Origin of the sequence: Gemmobacter sp. LW-1 (assembly GCF_001303875.1) — a bacterium.
GTDB classification, from domain to species: Bacteria; Pseudomonadota; Alphaproteobacteria; order Rhodobacterales; family Rhodobacteraceae; genus Gemmobacter; species Gemmobacter caeni.
Genome location: NZ_LJSC01000051.1, coordinates 262,145 through 282,407 on the forward strand (window position 1 = coordinate 262,145; position 20,263 = coordinate 282,407).

The 20,263-nt window shown below is 65.1% G+C and carries 18 protein-coding genes and 2 tRNA genes; 10 read left to right on the forward strand and 10 right to left on the reverse strand.

The window, feature by feature from the left end:
• Positions 1-56 precede the first annotated feature (56 nt).
• Both AO684_RS15270 and AO684_RS15275 read right to left on the reverse strand, forming a co-directional pair.
• Positions 57-974, reverse strand: coding sequence for a pseudouridine-5'-phosphate glycosidase (locus AO684_RS15270; protein WP_200907823.1), 918 nt, complete (start codon positions 972-974; stop codon positions 57-59).
• Positions 971-1,861: a PfkB family carbohydrate kinase gene (locus AO684_RS15275; protein WP_082401022.1), complete on the reverse strand. Its 891-nt coding sequence runs from the start codon at positions 1,859-1,861 to the stop codon at positions 971-973. Before AO684_RS15275 ends, AO684_RS15270 begins: the two co-directional genes overlap by 4 nt.
• A 309-nt stretch (positions 1,862-2,170) precedes the next feature.
• Between AO684_RS15275 and rpsB the strand changes: the two genes are divergently transcribed.
• The 3 genes from rpsB to AO684_RS15290 all read left to right on the forward strand — a co-directional run bounded on the left by rpsB (position 2,171) and on the right by AO684_RS15290 (position 4,469).
• Positions 2,171-2,935 (forward strand): 30S ribosomal protein S2, encoded by a 765-nt coding sequence (rpsB, locus tag AO684_RS15280; protein WP_108126741.1) that lies wholly within the window; start codon positions 2,171-2,173, stop codon positions 2,933-2,935.
• Positions 2,936-3,005: 70 nt separating this feature from the next.
• The gene (tsf, locus tag AO684_RS15285; RefSeq protein WP_054303587.1) at positions 3,006-3,914 is read left to right on the forward strand and encodes a translation elongation factor Ts; all 909 of its coding nucleotides are present in this window, start codon (positions 3,006-3,008) and stop codon (positions 3,912-3,914) included.
• 183 nt (positions 3,915-4,097) lie between these two features.
• Positions 4,098-4,469, forward strand: a complete 372-nt coding sequence (locus tag AO684_RS15290) for a hypothetical protein (RefSeq protein WP_152968438.1) — start codon at positions 4,098-4,100, stop codon at positions 4,467-4,469.
• 4 nt (positions 4,470-4,473) lie between these two features.
• Here the strand turns inward: AO684_RS15290 and AO684_RS15295 are convergent, their stop codons facing one another.
• Positions 4,474-5,256 (reverse strand): LuxR family transcriptional regulator, encoded by a 783-nt coding sequence (locus AO684_RS15295; protein ID WP_158640433.1) that lies wholly within the window; start codon positions 5,254-5,256, stop codon positions 4,474-4,476.
• Between the two features lie 210 nt (positions 5,257-5,466).
• Here AO684_RS15295 and AO684_RS15300 point away from each other — a divergent pair, with 210 nt between their 5' ends.
• The gene (locus AO684_RS15300; protein ID WP_054303590.1) at positions 5,467-6,651 is read left to right on the forward strand and encodes an FAD-binding oxidoreductase; all 1,185 of its coding nucleotides are present in this window, start codon (positions 5,467-5,469) and stop codon (positions 6,649-6,651) included.
• On the opposite strand, the gene AO684_RS15305 is transcribed toward AO684_RS15300, so the two are convergent.
• The 3 genes from AO684_RS15305 to AO684_RS15315 all read right to left on the reverse strand — a co-directional run bounded on the left by AO684_RS15305 (position 6,652) and on the right by AO684_RS15315 (position 10,487).
• Positions 6,652-8,415: a SulP family inorganic anion transporter gene (locus tag AO684_RS15305; protein WP_229825303.1), complete on the reverse strand. Its 1,764-nt coding sequence runs from the start codon at positions 8,413-8,415 to the stop codon at positions 6,652-6,654. It abuts the gene before it with no gap.
• Positions 8,416-8,494: 79 nt separating this feature from the next.
• Positions 8,495-9,190: a ribulose-phosphate 3-epimerase gene (rpe, locus tag AO684_RS15310; RefSeq protein WP_054303592.1), complete on the reverse strand. Its 696-nt coding sequence runs from the start codon at positions 9,188-9,190 to the stop codon at positions 8,495-8,497.
• Between the two features lie 118 nt (positions 9,191-9,308).
• A complete protein-coding gene (locus AO684_RS15315) occupies positions 9,309-10,487 on the reverse strand; it encodes an NAD(P)/FAD-dependent oxidoreductase (RefSeq protein ID WP_054303593.1) in 1,179 nt (392 codons plus the stop codon).
• Positions 10,488-10,569: 82 nt separating this feature from the next.
• On the opposite strand from AO684_RS15315, the gene AO684_RS15320 reads away from it, so the two are divergent.
• Both AO684_RS15320 and AO684_RS15325 read left to right on the forward strand, forming a co-directional pair.
• A tRNA-Gln gene (locus AO684_RS15320) sits at positions 10,570-10,644 on the forward strand.
• A gap of 139 nt (positions 10,645-10,783) precedes the next feature.
• Positions 10,784-10,858, forward strand: a tRNA-Gln gene (locus tag AO684_RS15325).
• A 72-nt stretch (positions 10,859-10,930) separates the two neighbouring features.
• Here the strand turns inward: AO684_RS15325 and aroB are convergent.
• Together aroB and AO684_RS15335 are read right to left on the reverse strand one after the other, a co-directional pair.
• The gene (gene aroB, locus AO684_RS15330) at positions 10,931-12,052 is read right to left on the reverse strand and encodes a 3-dehydroquinate synthase (protein WP_054303594.1); all 1,122 of its coding nucleotides are present in this window, start codon (positions 12,050-12,052) and stop codon (positions 10,931-10,933) included.
• The gene (locus tag AO684_RS15335) at positions 12,049-12,621 is read right to left on the reverse strand and encodes a shikimate kinase (protein ID WP_082401024.1); all 573 of its coding nucleotides are present in this window, start codon (positions 12,619-12,621) and stop codon (positions 12,049-12,051) included. Before AO684_RS15335 ends, aroB begins: the two co-directional genes overlap by 4 nt.
• 148 nt (positions 12,622-12,769) lie before the next feature.
• On the opposite strand from AO684_RS15335, the gene AO684_RS22505 reads away from it, so the two are divergent.
• From AO684_RS22505 to AO684_RS15350, 4 genes are read left to right on the forward strand one after another with little or no spacing between them, the layout of a single operon-like run.
• On the forward strand, positions 12,770-12,904 hold the full coding sequence (locus tag AO684_RS22505) for a hypothetical protein (RefSeq protein WP_255349802.1): 135 nt from the start codon (positions 12,770-12,772) through the stop codon (positions 12,902-12,904).
• A complete protein-coding gene (locus AO684_RS15340) occupies positions 12,894-14,498 on the forward strand; it encodes a hypothetical protein (protein ID WP_054303595.1) in 1,605 nt (534 codons plus the stop codon). The genes AO684_RS22505 and AO684_RS15340 overlap by 11 nt, the downstream gene beginning before the upstream one ends.
• Entirely contained in the window at positions 14,495-15,445 is a 951-nt protein-coding gene (locus tag AO684_RS15345; RefSeq protein WP_054303596.1) for a site-specific tyrosine recombinase XerD, read from the forward strand. Before AO684_RS15340 ends, AO684_RS15345 begins: the two co-directional genes overlap by 4 nt.
• Positions 15,442-16,767: an HlyC/CorC family transporter gene (locus tag AO684_RS15350; RefSeq protein ID WP_054303597.1), complete on the forward strand. Its 1,326-nt coding sequence runs from the start codon at positions 15,442-15,444 to the stop codon at positions 16,765-16,767. The genes AO684_RS15345 and AO684_RS15350 overlap by 4 nt, the downstream gene beginning before the upstream one ends.
• Positions 16,768-16,800: 33 nt before the next feature.
• Here the strand turns inward: AO684_RS15350 and AO684_RS15355 are convergent, their stop codons facing one another.
• Together AO684_RS15355 and AO684_RS15360 are read right to left on the reverse strand one after the other, a co-directional pair.
• Positions 16,801-18,183 carry a CAP domain-containing protein gene (locus AO684_RS15355; RefSeq protein ID WP_054303598.1) on the reverse strand — a complete coding sequence of 461 codons (1,383 nt, stop codon included), beginning with the start codon at positions 18,181-18,183 and terminating at the stop codon, positions 16,801-16,803.
• Between the two features lie 94 nt (positions 18,184-18,277).
• Positions 18,278-19,852 (reverse strand): helicase HerA-like domain-containing protein, encoded by a 1,575-nt coding sequence (locus AO684_RS15360; RefSeq protein WP_054303599.1) that lies wholly within the window; start codon positions 19,850-19,852, stop codon positions 18,278-18,280.
• Positions 19,853-20,263: the final 411 nt, after the last annotated feature.

Genomic DNA, 20,263 nt, shown 5'->3' on the forward strand with positions numbered 1-20,263 from the left:
CTCCTGCCGCGCGAGCATGGTGCTGCGCGCGGCGGTTTCAACCGTTTGCCGCTGCGTTACGCCCGCAGGCGGACGATTTCGCCCGCGATCTGCGCAGCAAGCCGGGCATTGTTCAGAACAAGGGCGATATTGGCATCCAGCGAGCGGCCGTCGGTCAGCGTGAAGATGCGGTCCAGCAGGAAGGGCGTGACCTCCTTGGCGGCGATGCCCTGCACCTCTGCCTCAGCCAGCGCGGTTTCGATGGCGGGGCCGATCTCGTCCAGCGGGATTTCCGCCTCGGTCGGGATCGGGTTGGCCACCAGTTGCCCGCCGGACAGGCCCAGTTGACCGCGCATCACCTGTGCCGCCGCGATCTGGGCCGCGCTGTCCATCCGCAGGGGCGCGCGCAGGCCGGAATCGCGAGACCAGAAGGCGGGGAAGGCATCCTGACCATAGGCGATGACCGGTACGCCCTGGGTTTCCAGAACCTCCAGCGTTTTCGGCAGGTCGAGGATGGCCTTGGCTCCGGCTGCCACCACAGTCACCGCAGTCAGTGCGAATTCCGGCAGATCGGCGGAAATGTCGAAGCTGGTATCGGCGCCGCGATGCACGCCGCCGATACCGCCGGTGGCAAAGACCTCGATCCCCGCCAGCGCGGCACAGATCATGGTGGCAGCCACCGTGGTTGCCCCCATGCGCCCCATGGCCAGACAGGCCGCCAGATCGGCGCGGCTGAGTTTCATGACACCCTGAGCTTGCCCCAGCGCATCCAGCGCCGCATCAGACAGCCCGATGTGGATGCGCCCGTCCATCACCGCAATGGTGGCGGGCACGGCGCCATGCGCACGCACTTCGGCCTCCACCGCGCGGGCGGCTTCCACATTCTGTGGGAACGGCATGCCATGGGTGATGATGGTGGATTCCAGTGCCACCACGGGGCGGCCCTCGTCCAGCGCGGCCCGGACCTCGGGGGTGAATGTCAGCGGCAGGGTCACGATCCGATTTCTCCTGATACGTAGATGGCGGCGGCGCGCAGGGCGGCGGCCAGCGCCTGTTCGCGGCTGGCGCCGCGCTGTTCGGCCACGATATGCGCGGCCATGAAGGTGTCGCCCGCGCCGGTGATCCGCGTCACCAGCACCTCGGGCGGGCGATCCGAGATGACGCCAGCGCCCTGCGTGCCTTCAGCACATGGCCGCCCGCCATCGGTGACCAGCACCCGATGCGCGCCGCGGGCCAGCAGGCCTTCGGCCGCCGCGGGGGCAGTGGCGAATTCGGCGGCGCAAAGCAGCCCGGCTTCCTCCAGATTGACATAAAGCGTCGCGCGCGGATGCGCCATCAGCGGGCGCAGGCGTTCGGCCTTGCCGGGGCTGGCGGGGGCGACCCGCAGGTCCGACAGGGCGAAGAGCGGCGAAGCGGCGATTTCGGACAACAGCGCCTCGGTCAGGTTGCCGTCCAGCGCGATCGGCCCGGCCCAGGGCGCGGGTGCACTGCCCAGGCGTCCATCTGAAAGCGGTCGCAGGATCTTGTCGCCCGCCGCCTCCAGCGAATGCGCATCGGCAATTGCCGCCACCAGCCCGTTCGCGCCCTCGACCGCCATGTAGCGGTCGGTCGGCAGATCCTCGGAGCGGTAGATATGATCGGTCACCATGCCCATCCGGGCACAGGCGGCCACCAGCTCCTCGCCCTCGGCATCGCGGCCGATGGCGGTGATCAGACCCGGCACCAGTCCGAAACGGCGCAGTGTCATGGCGATGTTCATGGCCACGCCGCCCGGCAGCCGGGTGATGCGGCCCGGCACGTCCGATCCCACCCGCATGACGGCGGGCGAGCGGCCGATGATGTCCCACAGGACCGAACCGATGCAAAGGATGTCAGGTGTCATGTCTGCCTTGTCGCCCAAGCCCGGCCTTTGCGCAAGTGACGCTTGCGGGAGCCTCCGGCGGGGATATTTAAGGCCAAGATGAAAGCGGAGGACGGTGTGTCTTCATCTTGGCAAAAATATCCCCGCCGGAGGCATCCGACAGGTGCCAGAGGCGCGAAAGCCGGGCAGGGGGTTGCAATCCCCCGGCACAGGCGCTAAAGGCGGCGCACTTCACAGGCGAGGCTTGGGCTTTCGGGGGAGACATCCCCGCGGGTCCGCCGGTTGGGAGAGATCCCTCAAGGCTTCGCCGAGGCGCAAACCGGAAAGGAAATGGACATGGCGCTCCCCGAGTTTTCCATGCGTCAGCTGCTTGAAGCTGGCGTTCACTACGGCCACCAGACCCAGCGCTGGAACCCGAAGATGGGTCAGTACATCTACGGCGACCGCAACGGCATCCATATCGTCGACCTGACCCAGACCGTCCCGATGCTGGACCAGGCTCTGAAAGTCGTGCGCGATACCGTGGCCAAGGGCGGCCGCATCCTCTTCGTCGGCACCAAGCGTCAGGCCCAGAAGCCGATCGCCGAAGCCGCCGAGAAATGCGCGCAATACTACATGAACCACCGCTGGCTCGGTGGCACGCTGACCAACTGGAAGACCGTTTCGCAGTCGATCCAGCGCCTGAAGCAGTTCGACGAACTGCTGGCCACCGGCGCCGAAGGTCTGACCAAGAAAGAGCGTCTGAACATGGAACGCGAGCAGGCCAAGCTTCAGGCTTCGCTGGGCGGCATCCGTGAAATGGGCGGCGTGCCGGACCTGCTGTTCATCATCGACGTGGGTAAAGAGGATCTGGCGATCCTCGAGGCACAGAAGCTGGGCATCCCGGTCGTGGCCGTGGTCGACACCAATTGCTCGCCCAAGGGCGTGGATTATGTGATCCCGGGCAACGACGACGCCGCCCGCGCGATCTCGCTCTACTGTGACCTGATGGCCCGTGCCGCGCTTGACGGCATGTCGGCTCAGCTTGGCGCCGCCGGCGTCGACCTTGGCGCGCTGGAAGAAGCGCCCGAGGAAGAGGCTGCCGCCGAAGCCTGAGCTTTGTCGCACAGACGTTACCCGGCGGGCGCATAGCCCGTCGGGATCATCCGTTTCTGGGAGAATACACATGACGATCACCGCAGCGATGGTGAAAGAGCTCCGCGAGTCGACCGGCGCGGGCATGATGGACGCCAAGAAGGCGCTGACCGAGACCAATGGCGACATGGAAGCCGCCGTGGACTGGCTGCGCACCAAGGGTCTGGCGAAAGCCGCCAAGAAGGCCGACCGCGTGGCGGCCGAGGGCCTGATCGGCGTCGCCGTCAGCAATGGCCGCGGCGTGGCTGTCGAGATCAACTCGGAAACCGACTTCGTGGCCAAGAACGAGGACTTCCAGAACCTCGTGCGCGAAGTGACCAAGGTTGCCCTGCAAACCGGCGAGTCGATCGAAGTGGTGAAAGCCGCTGATCTGAACGGCGAGACCGTGGAACAGGTGCTGACCAATGCCATCGCCCGTATCGGCGAGAACATGACCCTGCGTCGTCTGCACGTTCTGGAAGGCGATACCGTCGTCTCCTACGTCCATAATGCCGCGACCGAAGGCATGGGCAAGATCGGCGTGCTGGTTGCGCTGAAAGGTGATGCCGCCAAGGCGCAGGCCATCGGCAAGCAATTCGCCATGCACATCGCCGCCACCGCGCCGCTGTCGCTGTCGGAAGCCACGCTGGACCCGACCGTTCTGGAGCGTGAACTGGCTGTGCAGACCGCCAAGGCGCTGGAAGAAAACGCCACTTCGGCCAAGCCGAAGCCGGAGCAGGTGATCCACAACAACATCATTCCCGGCCGGATGAAGAAGTTCCTCGCCGAGAACACGCTGCTGGGTCAGGCCTTCGTGATCAACCCCGACCTGACCGTGGAAGCTGCGGCGAAAGAGGCTGGCGTTGAAATCACCGGCTATGCCCGCGTCGCCGTCGGCGAAGGCATCGAGAAGAAGGAAGAGGATTTCGCCGCCGAAGTTGCCAAGGCGCTTCAGGGCTGATCCGGTTTCCAGACCGACAGAAACGGCGCCTTCGGGCGCCGTTTTCTTTTGCGGTGACAGCGGCGCGCCGGGGACGATACTGCATGTGTGCGATTCACTGGCCGGAGCTTCCCGTTGCGCTTTTCCATCCTCCTGTTTGCTGCCGCTTTCTGTGCCAGTTCTGCCTTTGCGGATACAGTCACGATGAAGCGTGATTACAGCCTCCGTGCCGCTGACTGGAAGGCACGCGACGAGGCCTGTGTCTCGGCCTTCCAGAAAGCGATCTTTCCGCAATATGAAGGGCTGCGCCGGGTCCGGTTGACCAGGATGGTCACCTTCCTTGAAACATCGACCGTGGTGGTCGGCACCTGGCCGGCTGTGCAGTTTCACAGCCGCTACGGCGATACGGCGGGCGTTCTGACCTGCGTGCTGGATCGGCGCGGGCGCAAGGCGACGGATGTCGGCGTGGTTTTTTCCGGCGCGGGGCTTGCAGGGTGCCTCAGGCATCCGCTGGCCGCTATGACCGAAGCGTCCAAACGCCTGAACCAGTCTTTCAGCACCAGCCTTCTTCCGTAAGCGCCTATTCCGCTGCGCGCAGAACCGGCGACAGGCGGTGATGCAGGATTTCGTTCAGCAGGGTGCCCTTGGCGACGGCCTGGGCGGTGGTCTCCACATTGAGCGCCTGCCGGGCCAGCCGCAGGTGCTTTTCCACCATGGCGACGGAAACCCCCATGCGCTGCGCGACCTCCTGCGTGGTCTTGCCCTCGGCCACCCATTCCAGCGCCTCGCGCTGGCGCTGCGAAAGCGTGCGGCGCTGCGGAGTGAAGGGCAGGTGACAGATGCGCAGGTGCATCGCATGGGCAACGGCCTGCAAGGCAGCACCTTCGCCTGCGACAACCGCATCCACATCGTCATGGTTCAGTCCGGGGTCAGCGGCCAGACCCAGCGCGCCCTTCTGGCGCGGGCTGGCCTCAGGGAAGCTGATGGTGATGCCTGCGGTCAGGCCAAGCGCCGCATTCTGCGCCACCGATTGCGCCTCGTCCGGCGCAAGCTGGCCTGCGGCGTGACGTTCGGCCACCCAGCGCCAGGTGCAAAGCCCGTCATGCTCCAGCGCCCAGCGATAGAGCGGCGTGCGGGCATAGAAGCCGCCCCCGAAATACATCTGGCCATATCCGGGGTCGAAGGTGCTGAGAAACAGCATATCCTCTGGCCGCCCCATTGAGGCCCCGTGCCGGAACCGGCTGAAGCCGTAGTTCACGCGGGCAAAACCGAGATCGGCGAAGAATCCGGTCGCCATGGACCAGACTTCGGCCGTCTGTTTGGCCGTCGCGATTCCGTTCAGCAGGTCAAGAATCCGCGTCACCAGCATGCCTTTCGCAAGGTCCGAGTCATCTGCTTCAAGGCTGCCTGTTCCACTGCGGCCTGTCGACCTTCCCACGGGCATATGCGCGCGAAATACTGACCGTTCAATCAAAAGTTTATGACTGGCGCGGGCAAGCGGGGCATGTCGCGGATGGGCTGGCAGCGGCAGGCGGACTGCGATAGCACGGGCCAAACGGTGCAGAGGCAGGCAATGGAACAGCAGGATCGGTATGATGTGATCATCATTGGCGGCGCGGTCATGGGCGCTTCGGCAGCGTTCTGGCTGACCAGGATGCAGCCCGGCCTGCGTGTTCTGGTGGCGGAGCGTGACACCAGCTTCGCGCAAGCCTCCACCGCGCTTTCCGTCGCCTCGATCCGCCAGCAATTCACCACGGCGGTGAACGTGGAAATCTCGCGCTTTGGCGTGGGCTTCATCCGTGATTTCCGCGAAAGCCTTGGGGTTGAGGCGGGCGTTGGCTCGCTGGGTCTGAGGGAAAACGGCTATCTTTTCCTCAGCCACAGCGACGAGGGGCGGGTGATCCTTGAGGAAGTGGCCGCGATGCAGCGCGCCCATGGCGCCGCGACCGAGGTGCTGGCCCCCGAGGCGGTGCAGGCGCTGTTCCCCTGGATGCAGGTGGAAGACATCACCGCAGGCTCTTTCGGCAGCCGCGATGAAGGCTGGTTTGACAATATGGGCCTGCTCGCGGGCTTCCGCGCGGCGGCCAGGGCGCAGGGGGCGGAGTTCGTGACCGACCGCGCCACCGGGCTGACGGTGGAAGGCGGGCGGGTAACGGCGGTGACGCTGGAAAAGCGCGGCACCATCGCCTGCGCCGCCGCGATCAATGCCGCCGGCACCCGCGCGGCCGAGATCTGCCGCTGGGCAGGCCTCGATCTGGCGGTGGAGCCGCGCAAGCGCACCGTCTTCGTGATCGACGCGCCGAACGCCCGCCACCCCGAGGCGCCCCTGCTGGTGGATGCGGGCTACTATCTGCGCCCCGAGCATGAACACTGGATCACCGCCACCGTGCCGCAGGACGATGGGCCTTGCGACCCGAATGATTTCGACCCCGACCTGCATCTGTTCGAGGATGTCATCTGGGAGCAGCTTTACAATCGCGCGCAGGGGTTCGACGCGGTGAAGGTGGTGCGCCACTGGGTCGGGCATTACGCCTATAACACGCTGGATCAGAACGCGATTCTCGGGCCGCACCCGGAACTGCCGAACCTGTTTCTGATGAACGGTTTTTCCGGCCACGGGCTGCAACAATCGCCCGCCGTCGGGCGCGGCATCGCCGAACATCTGCTGACCGGCGGCTGGCAGAGCATCGACCTCAGCGACCTGTCGGTCGCGCGGATGCTGGAAAACCGCCCGTTCCGCGAACGCGCGGTGGTCTGATCAGCGCGCCGCCTTCGCCGTTTCCACCCGTGCCGCCGCGCGGGTTTCTGCGGTGAGGGCGGGTGCGAGTGCCACCATCGCATCATACTGCGTCAGGAAAACCCGGCCGCTGAGTTCGTGCAGGAAATGGCTGCGCGACAGGCGGTCCATCACCGGGCCTTTCACCTCGGACAGGTGCAGCGTCACGCCGCCGTCGCGCAGGCGGGCATTCAGCGCCTCCAGCGTTTCCAGCGCCGAACTGTCGATCACATTCACCGCATTGCAGATCAGCACGATATGGCGCAGGCCGGGGTTATCGGCGATTTCGGCCAGCAGGCGATCTTCCAGAAAGCGCGCATTCGGGAAATAAAGGCTTTCGTCGATACGGATCGACAGCACATCGGTCGCCGTCACCACATTATGCCGGTCGATATTGCGGAAATGTTCGGTTCCCGGCACCTGACCCACCACCGCGACATGCGGGCGCGATGACCGCCACAGATGCAGCCCGAGTGACAGCGCCACCCCGGCACTGATGCCGGTTTCCACCCCCAGAACCAGCGTCACCAGAATGGTGGCCAGCATGGCGGCAAAATCGGCACGGCTGTAGCGCAGGGTCCGGGGCAGGGCGCCCAGATCAACAAGGCTCAGTACCGCCACGATGATGGTGGCCGACAGCGTGGCTTTCGGCAGATCGGCCAGCAGCGGCGTGAGGAACAGTGTGGCGGCGGCCATGCCCACGGCGGTGAAGGCGCCCGCCGCCGGGGTTTCGGCGCCTGCGTCGAAGTTCACAACAGATCGCGCGAAACCGCCCGTCACCGGAAAGCCGCCCGAGACGGCGGCGCCGACATTCGCGGCGCCCAGCGCGATCAGCTCCTGATCGGGGTCGATACGCTGACGGCGTTTGGCGGCCAGCGTCTGCGCGACCGAGATCGTCTCCACATAGCCGACCAGCGCAATCAGCAGCGCGGGCACCGCGATCTGTGACCACAGAACCGGGTCGAACGGGGGCAGGGTGGGCGCGGGCAGGCCACGCGGGATATCGCCCACCACCGGCAGCGTCAGGGCGAACAGCTTGACCGCGAGGATGGTCAGCGCCACGGCCAGAATGGGCGCCGCGCGCGACAGCGCGCCCGCCAGCCTTGCGCTGAGGTTGAACCGCGCGATCAGCAAGGGTTTCAGCCGCGTGCGGCTCCAGAACAGGAAAGCGATGACCGCGCCGCCGATCATGAGGGCAGAAGGTTTGGTGTCACCCAGTTTTGCCCAGAGCGAGGACAGCAGATGCGGCAGCGTCTCGCCCCGTGCTGAAACGCCAAGGATCTGCGGAAGTTGCCCGGCGGCGATCAGGATGCCTGAGGCGGTGATGAAGCCGGAAATCACCGGATGGCTGATGAAATTGGCCAGAAACCCCAGCCGCAGCACGCCCATCGCCAGCAGCATCAAGCCTGACAGCATCGCCAGAGCCACCGCCGCGCCAAGGTATTCCGGCGTGCCTTGTGCCGCCAGCGGCGCCACCGCCGCCGCCGTCATCAGGCTCGCAACAGCCACCGGGCCAACCGCCAGCGTCCGCGAGGTGCCAAACAGCGCGTAAAGCACCAGTGGCGCGATCGAGGCGTAAAGCCCGACCTCGGGCGGCAGGCCCGCCAGCAGCGCATAGGCCAGCGATTGCGGGATCAGCATGATCGTCACGATCACCGCCGCCAGCAGGTCATTGCCCAGCGTCTCGGCGGTGTAGCGCGATCCCCAATCCAGGATCGGCAGATAGCGGCGTGGATTCAGGCGCATCGCAGACTCCGTCATGCCGGAACGGCAGATCAGGCCGGAATAGCCCCGGAAAAATCACATTGCAAGTATTGAATATGTATTAGGCTTGCCGGGCGGCCTCAGCCGCGGCACGGATGGCCCGGATATTCTCGCCATAGGGCGCCGGATTAGCAACCGAGCCACCCTTGAACACGCCCGAACCCGCGACCAGAACATCAGCCCCGGCTGCCGCCACCAAAGGCGCGGTTTCCGGTGTCACACCGCCGTCGATTTCAATGTGAATCGGCCGGTCGCCGATCATGGCGCGCAGGGCGCGCACCTTGTCGACCTGGCTGTGAATGAACTTCTGGCCGCCGAAGCCGGGGTTCACTGTCATCACGCAGATCAGGTCCACCATGTCGAGCAGATACGGCAGGCTGTCCAGCCCGCTCGCCGGGTTCAGCGCGAGACCGGCCTTGATGCCATGCCCGCGGATCGCCTGAAGCGTGCGGTGGATATGCGGCCCGGCCTCAAGATGCGCGGTCAGCACATCGGCACCGGCCTGGGCGAAAGCATCGATGTAAGGATCGACCGGCGCGATCATCAGATGCACGTCCATCACGCCCTGGATGTGCTTGCGGATCGCCGCGCAAGTGGCTGGCCCGAATGTCAGATTCGGAACGAAGTGGCCGTCCATCACATCGACATGCACCCAGTCGCAGCCTTGCGCCTCGATGGCTTCGCATTCGGCACCGAAATTGGCGAAATCGGCGGAAAGGATCGACGGGGCGATCTTGATGGCGCGGGAGAAGGTCATGGGCGCGGTCCTTGTGGCTGCTGATCGTTCTTTGGCCTTCGCCGGGCCGGAATGCAAGCGTTACAGGATTTTCAGGCTTCGCATGATAGTTTATATTACATAATCATCATTATCGGATTCAAATAACCTGACCCGCCGCCCAGCCCGACGACCACGCCCATTGAAAATTGTAGCCGCCCAGCCAGCCGGTCACATCCACAACCTCGCCGATGAAATAGAGCCCCGGTACAGCCTTCGCCTCCATCGTGCGGGCATCCAGCATATCGGTGCTGACCCCGCCCAGCGTCACCTCGGCGGTGCGATAGCCTTCACTGCCCACCGGCGTGATGCGATGCGCATGGACCAGCGCTGCCAGATGGTCGAGCGCCGCGTTCGGCTGATCGGCCAGATTGCCAGTCAGGCCCGAAGCTTCCTCCAGATACCGCGCGAGCTTTTCCGGCACGACCCGCGCCAGCGCCGTGCGCAGCGCGATACGCCCGCCGCTTTGCCGCTGGGCGCGCAGCACCGCACCGGCATCCTGACCGCCTGCGAGGTCCAGCGTGATCGCATCACCTTCGCGCCAATAGGAACTGATCTGGAGGATCGCAGGCCCCGACAGCCCGCGATGGGTGAACAGCACCGCCTCGTCGAACCGCGTGCGGCCATGGCTGGCGCTGCCGGTCACCGCCGTGCCGGACAGCAGCTTCGTCCGCTCCAGCTCCTGCGCGGCGAGCGTCAGCGGCACGAGCGCCGGGCGTGTCTCTTCCAGCCCAAGACCGAAGCTCTCGGCGATGCGATAGCCATAGCCGGTCGCGCCCATCTTCGGGATCGACTTGCCGCCCGTCGCCACCACCACGCTTTGCGCCATCACCGCGCCGCGCGCGGTCTCGACGCGAAAACCCGGCCCGTCCCGCGTCACCGCCCCCAGCTCTGTCCCGAGCCACAGCATGCCACCCGCCTGGGCCAGATGCCGGGTCAGCATTTGCACGATCTGAGTGGCCGAGCCATCGCAGAACAATTGCCCCAGCGTCTTTTCATGCCAGGCGATTCCCGCCGCATCCAGCCGCGCGATGAAATCCCATTGGGTATAACGTTTCAGCGCCGACAGCGCGAAACGCGGGTTCCTCGACAGAAAGCGTTCGGCCCGGATATCGAGATTGGTAAAGTTGCAGCGCCCGCCGCCCGAGATGCGAATCTTCTCGCCCGCCGCCTTCGCATGATCGACCACCAGCACGCGACGGCCTCGCCGCGCCGCTTCGATCCCGGCAAAAAGCCCGGCCGCCCCGGCCCCAAGAATGATTGAATCCACTTCGGTCATGCGGGCGGCTTAGCACAGGTCGGAAAGCCTGCAAAAGCCTCTTGCACCCTCCGCGAAGCTTGGCTAAACACCGCCGCACGGTTGGGGTGTCGCCAAGTGGTAAGGCAGCGGTTTTTGGTACCGCCATACCTAGGTTCGAATCCTAGCACCCCAGCCATCCTCCACAGTATGACCTGCCCAGTGCACCAAAGACTTAACTTTGGCCCGCAAGTCCTTCATATTTCACAAAACTTTCGAAATTCCTTTCAGACCCTCTTGTCAGGGGGCGCGGCTTTGACTAAACACCGCCGCACGGTTGGGGTGTCGCCAAGTGGTAAGGCAGCGGTTTTTGGTACCGCCATACCTAGGTTCGAATCCTAGCACCCCAGCCAATCTTACAGACATGAGTGGTCGACCGAAGATCAGCCGCCTGATGGGGGCCTTCGAAGCCATTGCGATTGCCCTCAGCCCTTTCGGGCCAAGGCTTCGGTCAGCAGGGTGTGGACGGCATCGCCCGGTACGTCTTCGGCCACGAAGGCGCCGCCGATACCGCGGGCGAGGATGAAGCGCAGGCGGCCATCAATGACCTTTTTGTCCTGCCCCATCAGCGCCAGAAGCGCAGTGGCGTCCGGCAGATCGCCTGGAATATCCGCCATATCGACCTTCATCCCCATGGAGCGCAGATGGGCGCGAACGCGGCTGGGAGCCTCTTGCGAGCAAAGGCCAAGGCGCTGACTGAGCTCGAAAGCCAGCGCGCAGCCGATGGCGACACCTTCGCCGTGCAGCAGACGGTCGCTGTAGCCGGTGGCCTTTTCCAGCGCATGACAGAAGGTGTGACCGAGGTTCAGCAGGGCGCGGTCGCCCTCCTCCGTCTCGTCGCGCTCCACGATCCGGGCCTTCATCTCGACGGAACGGCGGACGGCATATTGCCGGGCGTCGGCATCACCGGCGGCCAGAGCGGGGCCGTTGGTTTCCAGCCAGTCGAAGAAAGCGGAATCGCCCAGAAGGCCGTATTTCACCACCTCGCCATAGCCCGACAGGAAATCGCGCGCGGGCAGGCTTTGCAGCACGTCAATATCCGCCAGAACCAGACTGGGCTGGTGGAAGGCCCCGACAAGGTTCTTGCCCTGTGCTGTATTGATGCCGGTCTTGCCGCCGACCGAACTGTCGACCTGGGCCAGAAGCGAGGTCGGGATCTGCACGAAGCGCACGCCCCGTCGCAGCACGGCGGAGGCGAAGCCGACCAGATCGCCGATCACCCCGCCGCCCAGTGCAATCACGATGTCCCGGCGTTCAACTTTCTGTTCCAGCAGCCATTCGACAGTGCGGGAAAACTCGGGCCAGCCCTTCGTCGCCTCACCGGGCGGAAGGATCAGCGCCTCGGAGACGATGCCCTCCGCCGCCAGCGCGGCTTGCAGTGGCGCCAGATGCACGGCGGCGACATGGGCATCGCTGACGATAGCCACGCGCTTGCGCCGCAGCAGCGGTGCGATTTCCTGCCCGGCGGCGCCGATCAGCCCGGTGCCGATACGCACATCATAGGCCCGCGCCCCCAGCGCGACATGAACGGTTTCGATGCCAGTCATGCGTCAGTCCTTTCCAGCACATCGGGTCGCGTCGCAAGGGCGGCAACCACGCGCTGTGCCATATCGTCGATTGAAAGTTCGGGCGCCGCATCCACCACCAGATCCGCCATCGCATAGAGCGGCACCCGCGCCTCATAGAGGTTGCGCAGCGTCTCGCGCGGGTTGGCGGTGCGCAGCAGCGGCCGGGTCGTCTTGTGCCGCACGCGTTGCCAGAGCAGATCCAGATCGGCCCGAAGCCAGACCGAAACCCCTGCCCCGCCGATCAGTGCGCGATTCTGTTCGGCCAGAAAGGCACCACCGCCGGTCGACAGGATACAGGGCGTTCCACGCAGCAGGCGGCCCAGTACCTCGGTCTCGCGGGCGCGGAAGAACGGCTCGCCGTCGCGTTCAAAGATTTCGGCGATGCTGCGCTGCGCGGCCTGCACGATTTCTTCGTCGGAATCACGGAACGGAACCCCCAGAAGCCGCGCCACGGCGGTACCCACCGCCGTCTTGCCCGCACCCATCATCCCGACAAGCGCCACGGTCTTCTTCAGTCGGTCCATCCCCTTCGCCCTTTTTTCCTTCATTCTGCGGCCCGTCCGGCAATCGACTGCCGGTCGCAGAAAGTTTTGCCCTGAATGGCGTGAACTTGCGCAAAATGCCATATATAATCGTCGGCAAACCCCCGCCGGTCGCGGTGACGGGGAATAAACATCACGTCAGAGGGCCGGGCATATGGGGCGCATCATCAAACTTCTTCTGCTGCTGGCCATGCTGGGCTTCGTGGGGCTTGCGGGCTATGCCTATTTCGGCCTGCCCGACCCTGAGCCGCGCGAAATTTCGGTGCCGGTGACACTTGATGCGAATTGAGACGCGGCGACTCGCGGCGATTCTCTGCCTGACCCTGGGCGGAGCGATGCCGGCGCGGGCCGACAATCCGATGTCGGCCATCGACTGGCTGTCGAAATCCGTTGCAGCGCCCGGATCGCATCGCGCCACACCACCGCAGGGTGGCAAGATCCCCAGTTCGGTGCCACTGCCCGAACGGCCCGCCAATGAACCGGCGGTCACCAAGGATGCGCGTCCGGCAGAGGTGACGGTGACGGTGCTGGGCGCCCCCACCCCCGACAGTGTGGGGCTGTTGCCTGCCGAACGCACCGGCCTGCCGCGTGATCTGTGGGGGCTGACCCGTGCGAGCGACCTTGCCCGCACCATCACCGAAGCGGAAGAGCCGGTTCTGCCCACCCTCCAGGGGTTGTTCAGCACGCTTCTGCTGGCCGAGGCCAATCCGCCGGTCGACAGCGGGCCGGAGGGACGGCTTTTGCTGGCGCGGATCGACAAGCTGCTGGCGATGGGGGCACTGGATCAGGCCTCGGGGCTGATCCAGCTGGTGCGCGCGCGCACGCCTGAGCTGTTCCGCCGCCGATTCGACATTGCGCTGCTCACCGGGCAGGAAGACAGTGCCTGCATCGAGATGCAATCCTCACCGCATCTGGCGCCGACACTGACGGCGCGGGTGTTCTGCCTGGCACGGGCGGGCGACTGGAACGCCGCCGCCCTGACGCTGAACACTGCCCGCGCGCTTGGCCAGGTGGAGCCGGAAGACGAGGTTTTGCTGGTGCGGTTTCTCGATGCCGAACTGGCTGACAGCATCCCCTCGCTGCCTCCGCCTCCCCAGCCGACACCGCTGGTCTGGCGCATCTACGAGGCGATCGGCGAGCCCCTGCCAACGCTCGGTCTGCCCATCGCCTTTGCCCATGCCGAATTGCGGCCGCAGGCGGGCTGGAAGGCGCAGGTTGAAGCGGCAGAACGGCTGTCACGCGTGGGGGCCATCACCCCAAATCTTCTGCTGGGCATGTATACCGCGCGGGCGCCTGCCGCCTCTGGCGGGGTATGGGACCGGGTCGATCTGTTCCAGCGCTTCGATGCCGCGCTGTCCGGTGGCGACCGCACGCGGATTGCGCGCATCCTGCCTGATGTCTGGCAGGCGATGGTCGGGGCGGAGCTGGAATCGACCTTTGCCGCCCTTTATGGCGACCGGCTGATGCAGGTGGGCCTGACCGGCGATGCCGCTACGCTGGCCTTCCACATCGCGCTGCTGTCGCCCGCCTATGAACGGGCCGCGAAGGACCGTGCCGGAGCGGTACCGCAGCCGGATGTGCAGGAGGCGTTCCTCATCGGGCTGGCGCGCGGAAAGATCAACGGGCTGACGCCGCCTGACAGCATGTCGCGCGCCATTGCCCCGGCTTTCCTTGCGCCGGAAATCACCGCCGAGCCGCAGCGCCTGCTGGACGAGCGGCGCTTTGGCGAGGCGCTGCTGTGGGCGATTGCGCGGGTCGGCCGCGGCGTGCATGGCGATCCGCGCGGCGTGGCCGAGGGCCTGTCTCTGCTGCGGCGCATGGGACTGGAGGATGCCGCCCGCCGCACCGCGCTGGAGCTTCTGCTGCTGGAGCGGCGCGGATGACCGCACCCGCCGGTATGGAGCGCTGGATCTCGACCTTCCTCGACGCTCAGGCGGCCGAGCGTTCGGCTGCGCGCAATACGCGGCTGGCCTACGGGCGCGACCTGCTGGATTTCGCAGGCTGGCTCAGGCATCGCAAACAGGATTTCACCTCGGTCGACCGCGAGGGGGTGGAGCATTACCTGATCTCCTGCGAGGCCGGGGGCCTGTCGCCCGCCACCCGCGCACGGCGACTGTCCGCCATCCGGCAGTTGTTCCGCTTTGCGCATGAGGAGGATTGGCGGGCCGACAATCCGGCGCTGCGTCTGTCTGCGCCGGGGCGCGAAAAGAAACTGCCCCAGGTTCTGAGCCATGACGAGGTTGACCGCCTGCTGGAGGCTGCGCGCGACAAGGGCCGCTCGCTGGACGACCAGATCCGCAATCGCGCGCTGGTGGAATTGCTGTATGCCACCGGGATGCGGGTTTCGGAACTGGTCGAACTACCGGTTGCGGCGGTGCGGGGTGATCCGCAGATGATCCTCGTGCGCGGCAAGGGCGGGAAAGAGCGCATGGTGCCGCTCTCCCCCCCGGCGCGCGAGGCGGTGGCCGACTGGCTCGCCCGGCGCGACCGGGCCGAAGAGGCTGCGCGCAAGGAAGGCGCCGCCCCGTCGAAATACCTGTTTCCGGGGCGCGGCGCGGCCGGGCATCTGACACGCAACCATTTCTACATCCTGATCAAGCAGATTGCGGTTCTGGCCGGGGTCTCCCCCGGAAAGGTCACACCCCATACGTTGCGCCATGCCTTCGCGACGCATCTGCTGGCCGGGGGTGCCGATCTGCGCGTGATCCAGACCCTTCTGGGCCACGCAGATGTTGCAACGACCGAGATCTATACCCACGTTCTCGACGACCATCTGAAATCCCTTGTTCTGACCCATCACCCTCTGGCCCGAAGGACCGAAGACGAATGACCCCCGAGACTGCCGAAGCTGCCGCGCCGTTGCTGGAAACGGCCGACTGGATCATGGCGGGGGCCATCGTCTGCCTTCTGTTGCTGTCGGCCTTCTTTTCCGGCTCGGAAACCGCGCTGACCGCCGCCTCGCGCGGTAAGCTCAAAGCGCAGGCCGACAAGGGATCGACCGGCGCCGCCGCCGCCATGCGGGTGACGGAAGACAGCGAGCGCATGATCGGCGCGCTGCTGCTGGGCAACAATATCGTCAATATCCTGTCGGCCTCGCTGGCGACCGCACTGCTGACCCGGCTGGTCGGCGCGAATGGCGTGGCGCTGGCAACCTTTGTGATGACAGCGCTGGTTCTGGTCTTTGGCGAGGTGCTGCCGAAAACCCTGTCGATCACCTATCCCGAACAGGTCGCCGCCCGCGTCGCGCCGATCATCCGCGTTCTGATGGTGATTTTCTCGCCGGTCGTTTTGCTGGTGCGCATTCTGGTGCGCGGACTGCTGCGGCTGATGGGTCTGAAGCCTGACCCTGAGGGCCGGATGCTCGCGATGCGCGAGGAAATCGTGGGCGCCATTGCGCTGGGCCATTCGGAAGGCGCGGTGGAAAAGGAAGACCGTGACCGCCTGCTGGGTGCCCTGCATCTTGGGGACCGCGCAGTGGAAGAGGTGATGCGCCACCGCCGCCATATCGAGATGGTCGACGCCGATCTGCCGCCCGAGGCGATCCTGACGCAGGTTCTGTCGTCGCCGCATACCCGCCTGCCGCTTTATCGTGGTGACAGCGAGAACATCGTTGGCGTGATCCATGCGAAGGATCTGCTGCGCGAGGTCGAACGCGTGCTGCGCCAGAATTCGGGCAAATCCGACGCGCTGTCCGAACTCGACGTGATGAAAGTGGCGATGAAGCCCTATTTCGTGCCCGAGACCACGACGCTGGATGAACAGATGCGCGAGTTCCTCAAGCGGCGCACGCATTTCGCCATCGTCGTCGATGAATATGGCGCTATTCAGGGCCTGATCACGCTGGAGGACATCATCGAGGAAATCGTCGGCGACATTACCGACGAATTCGATGTGGTGCAGAAGGAAGAGGCGCTGAGCCGCGACGAAAACGGCGATTACGTCGTCGACGGCGCCATGACGATCCGAGACCTGAACCGCGCGATGGACTGGCACCTGCCCGATGACGAAGCCAACACGATTGCCGGTCTGGTGATCCACGAGGCGCAGATGATCCCCGCCGAAGGGCAGGCTTTCAGCTTCCACGGCTTCCGCTTTGAAGTCGCAGCCAAACGCGAAAACCGGCTGACTCGGCTGAAAGTTCGTCCGCTGTAAGGGGCTATATCCCCTGCGGCTGCGGATCGCGGATCAGAAGATCCCGATCCGCGCCGACAGACCGTCGGTCGTGGTGAGGTCTTCCAGCACCAGCATGTTGCCGCGGCCGAAATCGAACACCACCCCTGCCTCGGTAACCGAGGCGAATTTCTCGACCACCTGGCGCGCGTTCAGCTTGCCGGTCCAGAGATTATCGTCAAAGGCCAGCCGGTCACGCTCGGCCATGCTGAAATCCATCACCCGGTCCGCGCCATGGCCCTTGCCCAGAACGAAGGTGTCGGCCCCGGCCCCGCCATACAGCATGTCCGATCCCGCCTCCCCGGCGAGCCGGTCCTTGCCGGCACCGCCGTAAAGCTTGTCGCCCTGCTGCCCGCCGGTCAGCGTGTCATTGCCGAAATCACCATACAGCCGATCCCGGCCCTTGCCCCCGGACAGCGCGTCATTGCCGCCGCCGCCACGCAGGACGTCATTGCCGCCCTCACCCGACAGCGTGTTGCGCGCGCTGTTGCCGGTCAGGATATTGCCCTTGTCATTGCCGGTCAGCCCGGCCTCGACAACCCCGAGGAGTTCGGCCCGTGCGATGCCGCTGATCAGCGTGACATCGCCGGAGACCTTCAGCACAGATCCGTTGACCAGATCGACCTTCACGTTGCCTTCGGCCAGATCGACGCCGATCGTGATGGCCTTGCCGATCTTTACCGTCACGTCGCTGCCCATCTTGGCCGACACGGCATAGCCGCCCGCGCCCGCGGTGGTGTCGCGGTCCCCCTTGACGACAGAGATTTTCAGACCCGACCGGCCCTCGCCCATTGAATAGAATCCGTCGCCATCCCGGTCGGAATAAGCGACCCCGGTGACCCAGGCCCGGCTTGCAACCTTGCCGAAATCGGTCACCGCGACCGAGACCAGCACACCGGAGACAGTGCCGCGCTCCTGCGCGTAACCGATCTCGCGGAATTCATCGCGCAGGATGTTCAGGCGGTGACCCGGGCTGTTCATCCAGTCCGCATGATGCGCCACGACGCTTTTTTCGAAGGTGGTGCCGTTGTAATCCCGCAGCGTCAGGTTTTCCCCGACCCAGTTGGCACCGCTGCCCCCGTTGTAGTCCGCATCATAAATGCGGTCGGCATACGAATTCTTGCCGGGGCCATAGTGATAGGGAAGATAGTTCTGTTGGAGGTCCGGCCAGCTCAGCCCGTTCTTGGACGGGGAGCCGATCCACACCGCATAGGCCTGGGCCGAGCTTTCCAGATGTTCCTGCGGGGCCAGAGCCTCCTTGGCTGTGGCCTTGATGGTTCCGGAGGCCAGCCCGTCGTTCAGGGACGACAGGCCAAGACGCTTCATCTCAGCCAGCGGATCGAGCCGGGCACGGTTGATCAGTTCAAGCGCATATTGCTCGGCATTCGTCAGCGGCATTCACTTGCTCCCCATCACGCGCGCATTATGCGCCAGTCTGATATATTGGGTCAAATAACGGCACGCATGTGACGCTCCCGTGCCATTCCTCGGGTCATTTCTTGCCGAAAAGTGTGCCCAGAACGCCACGGATAACCGCCTGCCCGGATTTGGTGCCCAGTTGCCGGGCAAAGCTTTTGGCAAAGGCCTCGGCCACGCTGTCGCTGCGTGAACTGCTGCTGCGGCTGGTAGTGCGCGGCCGTTCGGCGCTGCTGCCGCCTTTCGGGTCGTAGCGGCGGGCATTGCGGAACTCCTCGATTTCCTTGCGGTCGATCTTCCAGTCGCTGCCCGCCTTTTCCTGTGCCTTTGCCTCGTCCTGCGCCGCCGCCTCGCGCGCGGCGGCCTCTGATCGCGCCCGCAGCCGCTCATAGGCGGAATCGCGGTCGATCAGCGTCTCGTATTTGCCTTTCACCGGCGAGGCGGCAAGGATCGCCGCCCGCGTCTCAGCCGGGATCGGGCCGATCTGTGAGGCAGGGGGCCGGATCAGCGTACGTTCCACCATGCCGGGCACGCCCTTTGCCTCCAGAAAGGAAGTGACGGCTTCGCCGGTACCGACTTCGCGGATCGCATCTTTCGTATCGAAACGCGGATTGGGGCGGTAGGTTTCGGCCGCGCGGGTCAGTTCCACCTGATCGCGGCCGGTGAACGCGCGCAGCGCATGCTGCACCCGGTTGCCCAACTGGCCGAGGATCTTGTCAGGCACATCGGCCGGGTTCTGGGTAATGAAATAGACCCCCACCCCTTTCGAGCGGATCAGCCGCGCCACCTGCTCGACCTTGTCGACCAGGCCTTTGGGTGCCCCGTCAAACAGCAGATGCGCTTCATCGAAGAAGAACACCAGCTTCGGCTTGTCGGGGTCGCCCACCTCGGGCAACTCCTCGAACAGTTCCGACAGCAGCCACAGCAGGAAGGTCGCGTACAAACGCGGCGCCTGCATCAGCTTGTCGGCGGCAAGGATATTGACGCGGCCCCTGCCCTGCGCATCGGTCTGCATCAGATCGGCCAGCGCCAGCGCCGGTTCGCCGAACATCTTTGCCCCGCCCTGATTTTCCAGCACCAGAAGCCGCCGCTGGATCGCCGCCGCCGATTCCGCCGAAACAAGACCATAACGGGCCGAGATCGCCTTGGCATTCTCGGCGATGAAGGTCAGCATGGCTTGCAGGTCTTTCAGATCCAGCAGCGGAAGCTGTTCGTCGTCCGCCAGCCGGAAGGCCACGTTGATCACGCCTTCCTGCGGTTCGGTCAGTTCCATCAGCCGCGACAGCAGCAAGGGGCCCATCTCGGAGACGGTAGTGCGGACGGGGTGGCCCTGCTCGCCATAAAGATCCCAGAAGGTGACAGGCGGCGCGCCATAAACCAGATCCAGCCCGATGGTCGCGGCGCGCTTCATAAAGGCGTCATGCAGCTTGCCCTCGGGTGAACCGGGCACCGCCAGCCCACCCAGATCGCCCTTCACATCCGACAGGAAGACCGGCACACCGGCGGCGGAGAACCCTTCCGCCAGGATTTGCAGCGTGATCGTCTTGCCCGTGCCCGTCGCCCCGGCGATCAGCCCGTGACGGTTGCCGTATTTCAGCAAGAGCTGCTGCGGCGTGCCATAGCCCTCGCCACCACCGCCCACGAAGATCATCCCCTGCTCAGCACTCACAATCCGCCCTTTCCTGCCGGTACACGCCTGCGCGCGCCTTGAAAATACAGTGTTAAGAGCTTTGTGCCAGTCTGATCTGGTCTCAGGCGCCCTTGCGGTTTTCCGCAGCGCGCCGGGGCGGTGACTTCCTCCCTGTCGACTGGCCGCGCCTGTCCGGGCGCGGCTTTTTTCCGTAAAAGCTGACTGCCGGAAACGTCGTTTTTCTTCACGAAAGCGTCAAAAATAGATGTTGACCTGTGGCCGCACAGGCCGTAGCGTCAGCCTCAATGAAGTCGGCCAGTCCGACAGGGAGCAATATCCGTTGAGGAAAAGGGCCGGGTTACCGGCCCTTTTTCATTTTGCGGGCCGCATGTCGTGTTTCGTGATCCGGCCGCGCGGCAATTCGCCGCCCAT

Coding starts and splice junctions, on each gene's coding strand:
- rpe (WP_054303592.1), bottom strand. CDS start 9,190: ATGACCTTCTCCCGCGCCATCAAGATCGCCCCGTCGATCCTTTCCGCC.
- AO684_RS15335 (WP_082401024.1), bottom strand. CDS start 12,621: ATGAAGGAAAAAAGGGCGAAGGGGATGGACCGACTGAAGAAGACCGTG.
- AO684_RS15300 (WP_054303590.1), top strand. CDS start 5,467: ATGGAACAGCAGGATCGGTATGATGTGATCATCATTGGCGGCGCGGTC.
- AO684_RS15315 (WP_054303593.1), bottom strand. CDS start 10,487: ATGACCGAAGTGGATTCAATCATTCTTGGGGCCGGGGCGGCCGGGCTT.
- AO684_RS15355 (WP_054303598.1), bottom strand. CDS start 18,183: ATGCCGCTGACGAATGCCGAGCAATATGCGCTTGAACTGATCAACCGT.
- AO684_RS22505 (WP_255349802.1), top strand. CDS start 12,770: ATGGGGCGCATCATCAAACTTCTTCTGCTGCTGGCCATGCTGGGCTTC.
- aroB (WP_054303594.1), bottom strand. CDS start 12,052: ATGACTGGCATCGAAACCGTTCATGTCGCGCTGGGGGCGCGGGCCTAT.
- AO684_RS15305 (WP_229825303.1), bottom strand. CDS start 8,415: ATGCGCCTGAATCCACGCCGCTATCTGCCGATCCTGGATTGGGGATCG.
- AO684_RS15290 (WP_152968438.1), top strand. CDS start 4,098: ATGAAGCGTGATTACAGCCTCCGTGCCGCTGACTGGAAGGCACGCGAC.
- AO684_RS15360 (WP_054303599.1), bottom strand. CDS start 19,852: ATGATCTTCGTGGGCGGTGGTGGCGAGGGCTATGGCACGCCGCAGCAG.
- AO684_RS15350 (WP_054303597.1), top strand. CDS start 15,442: ATGACCCCCGAGACTGCCGAAGCTGCCGCGCCGTTGCTGGAAACGGCC.
- AO684_RS15340 (WP_054303595.1), top strand. CDS start 12,894: ATGCGAATTGAGACGCGGCGACTCGCGGCGATTCTCTGCCTGACCCTG.
- AO684_RS15275 (WP_082401022.1), bottom strand. CDS start 1,861: ATGACACCTGACATCCTTTGCATCGGTTCGGTCCTGTGGGACATCATC.
- rpsB (WP_108126741.1), top strand. CDS start 2,171: ATGGACATGGCGCTCCCCGAGTTTTCCATGCGTCAGCTGCTTGAAGCT.
- AO684_RS15345 (WP_054303596.1), top strand. CDS start 14,495: ATGACCGCACCCGCCGGTATGGAGCGCTGGATCTCGACCTTCCTCGAC.
- tsf (WP_054303587.1), top strand. CDS start 3,006: ATGACGATCACCGCAGCGATGGTGAAAGAGCTCCGCGAGTCGACCGGC.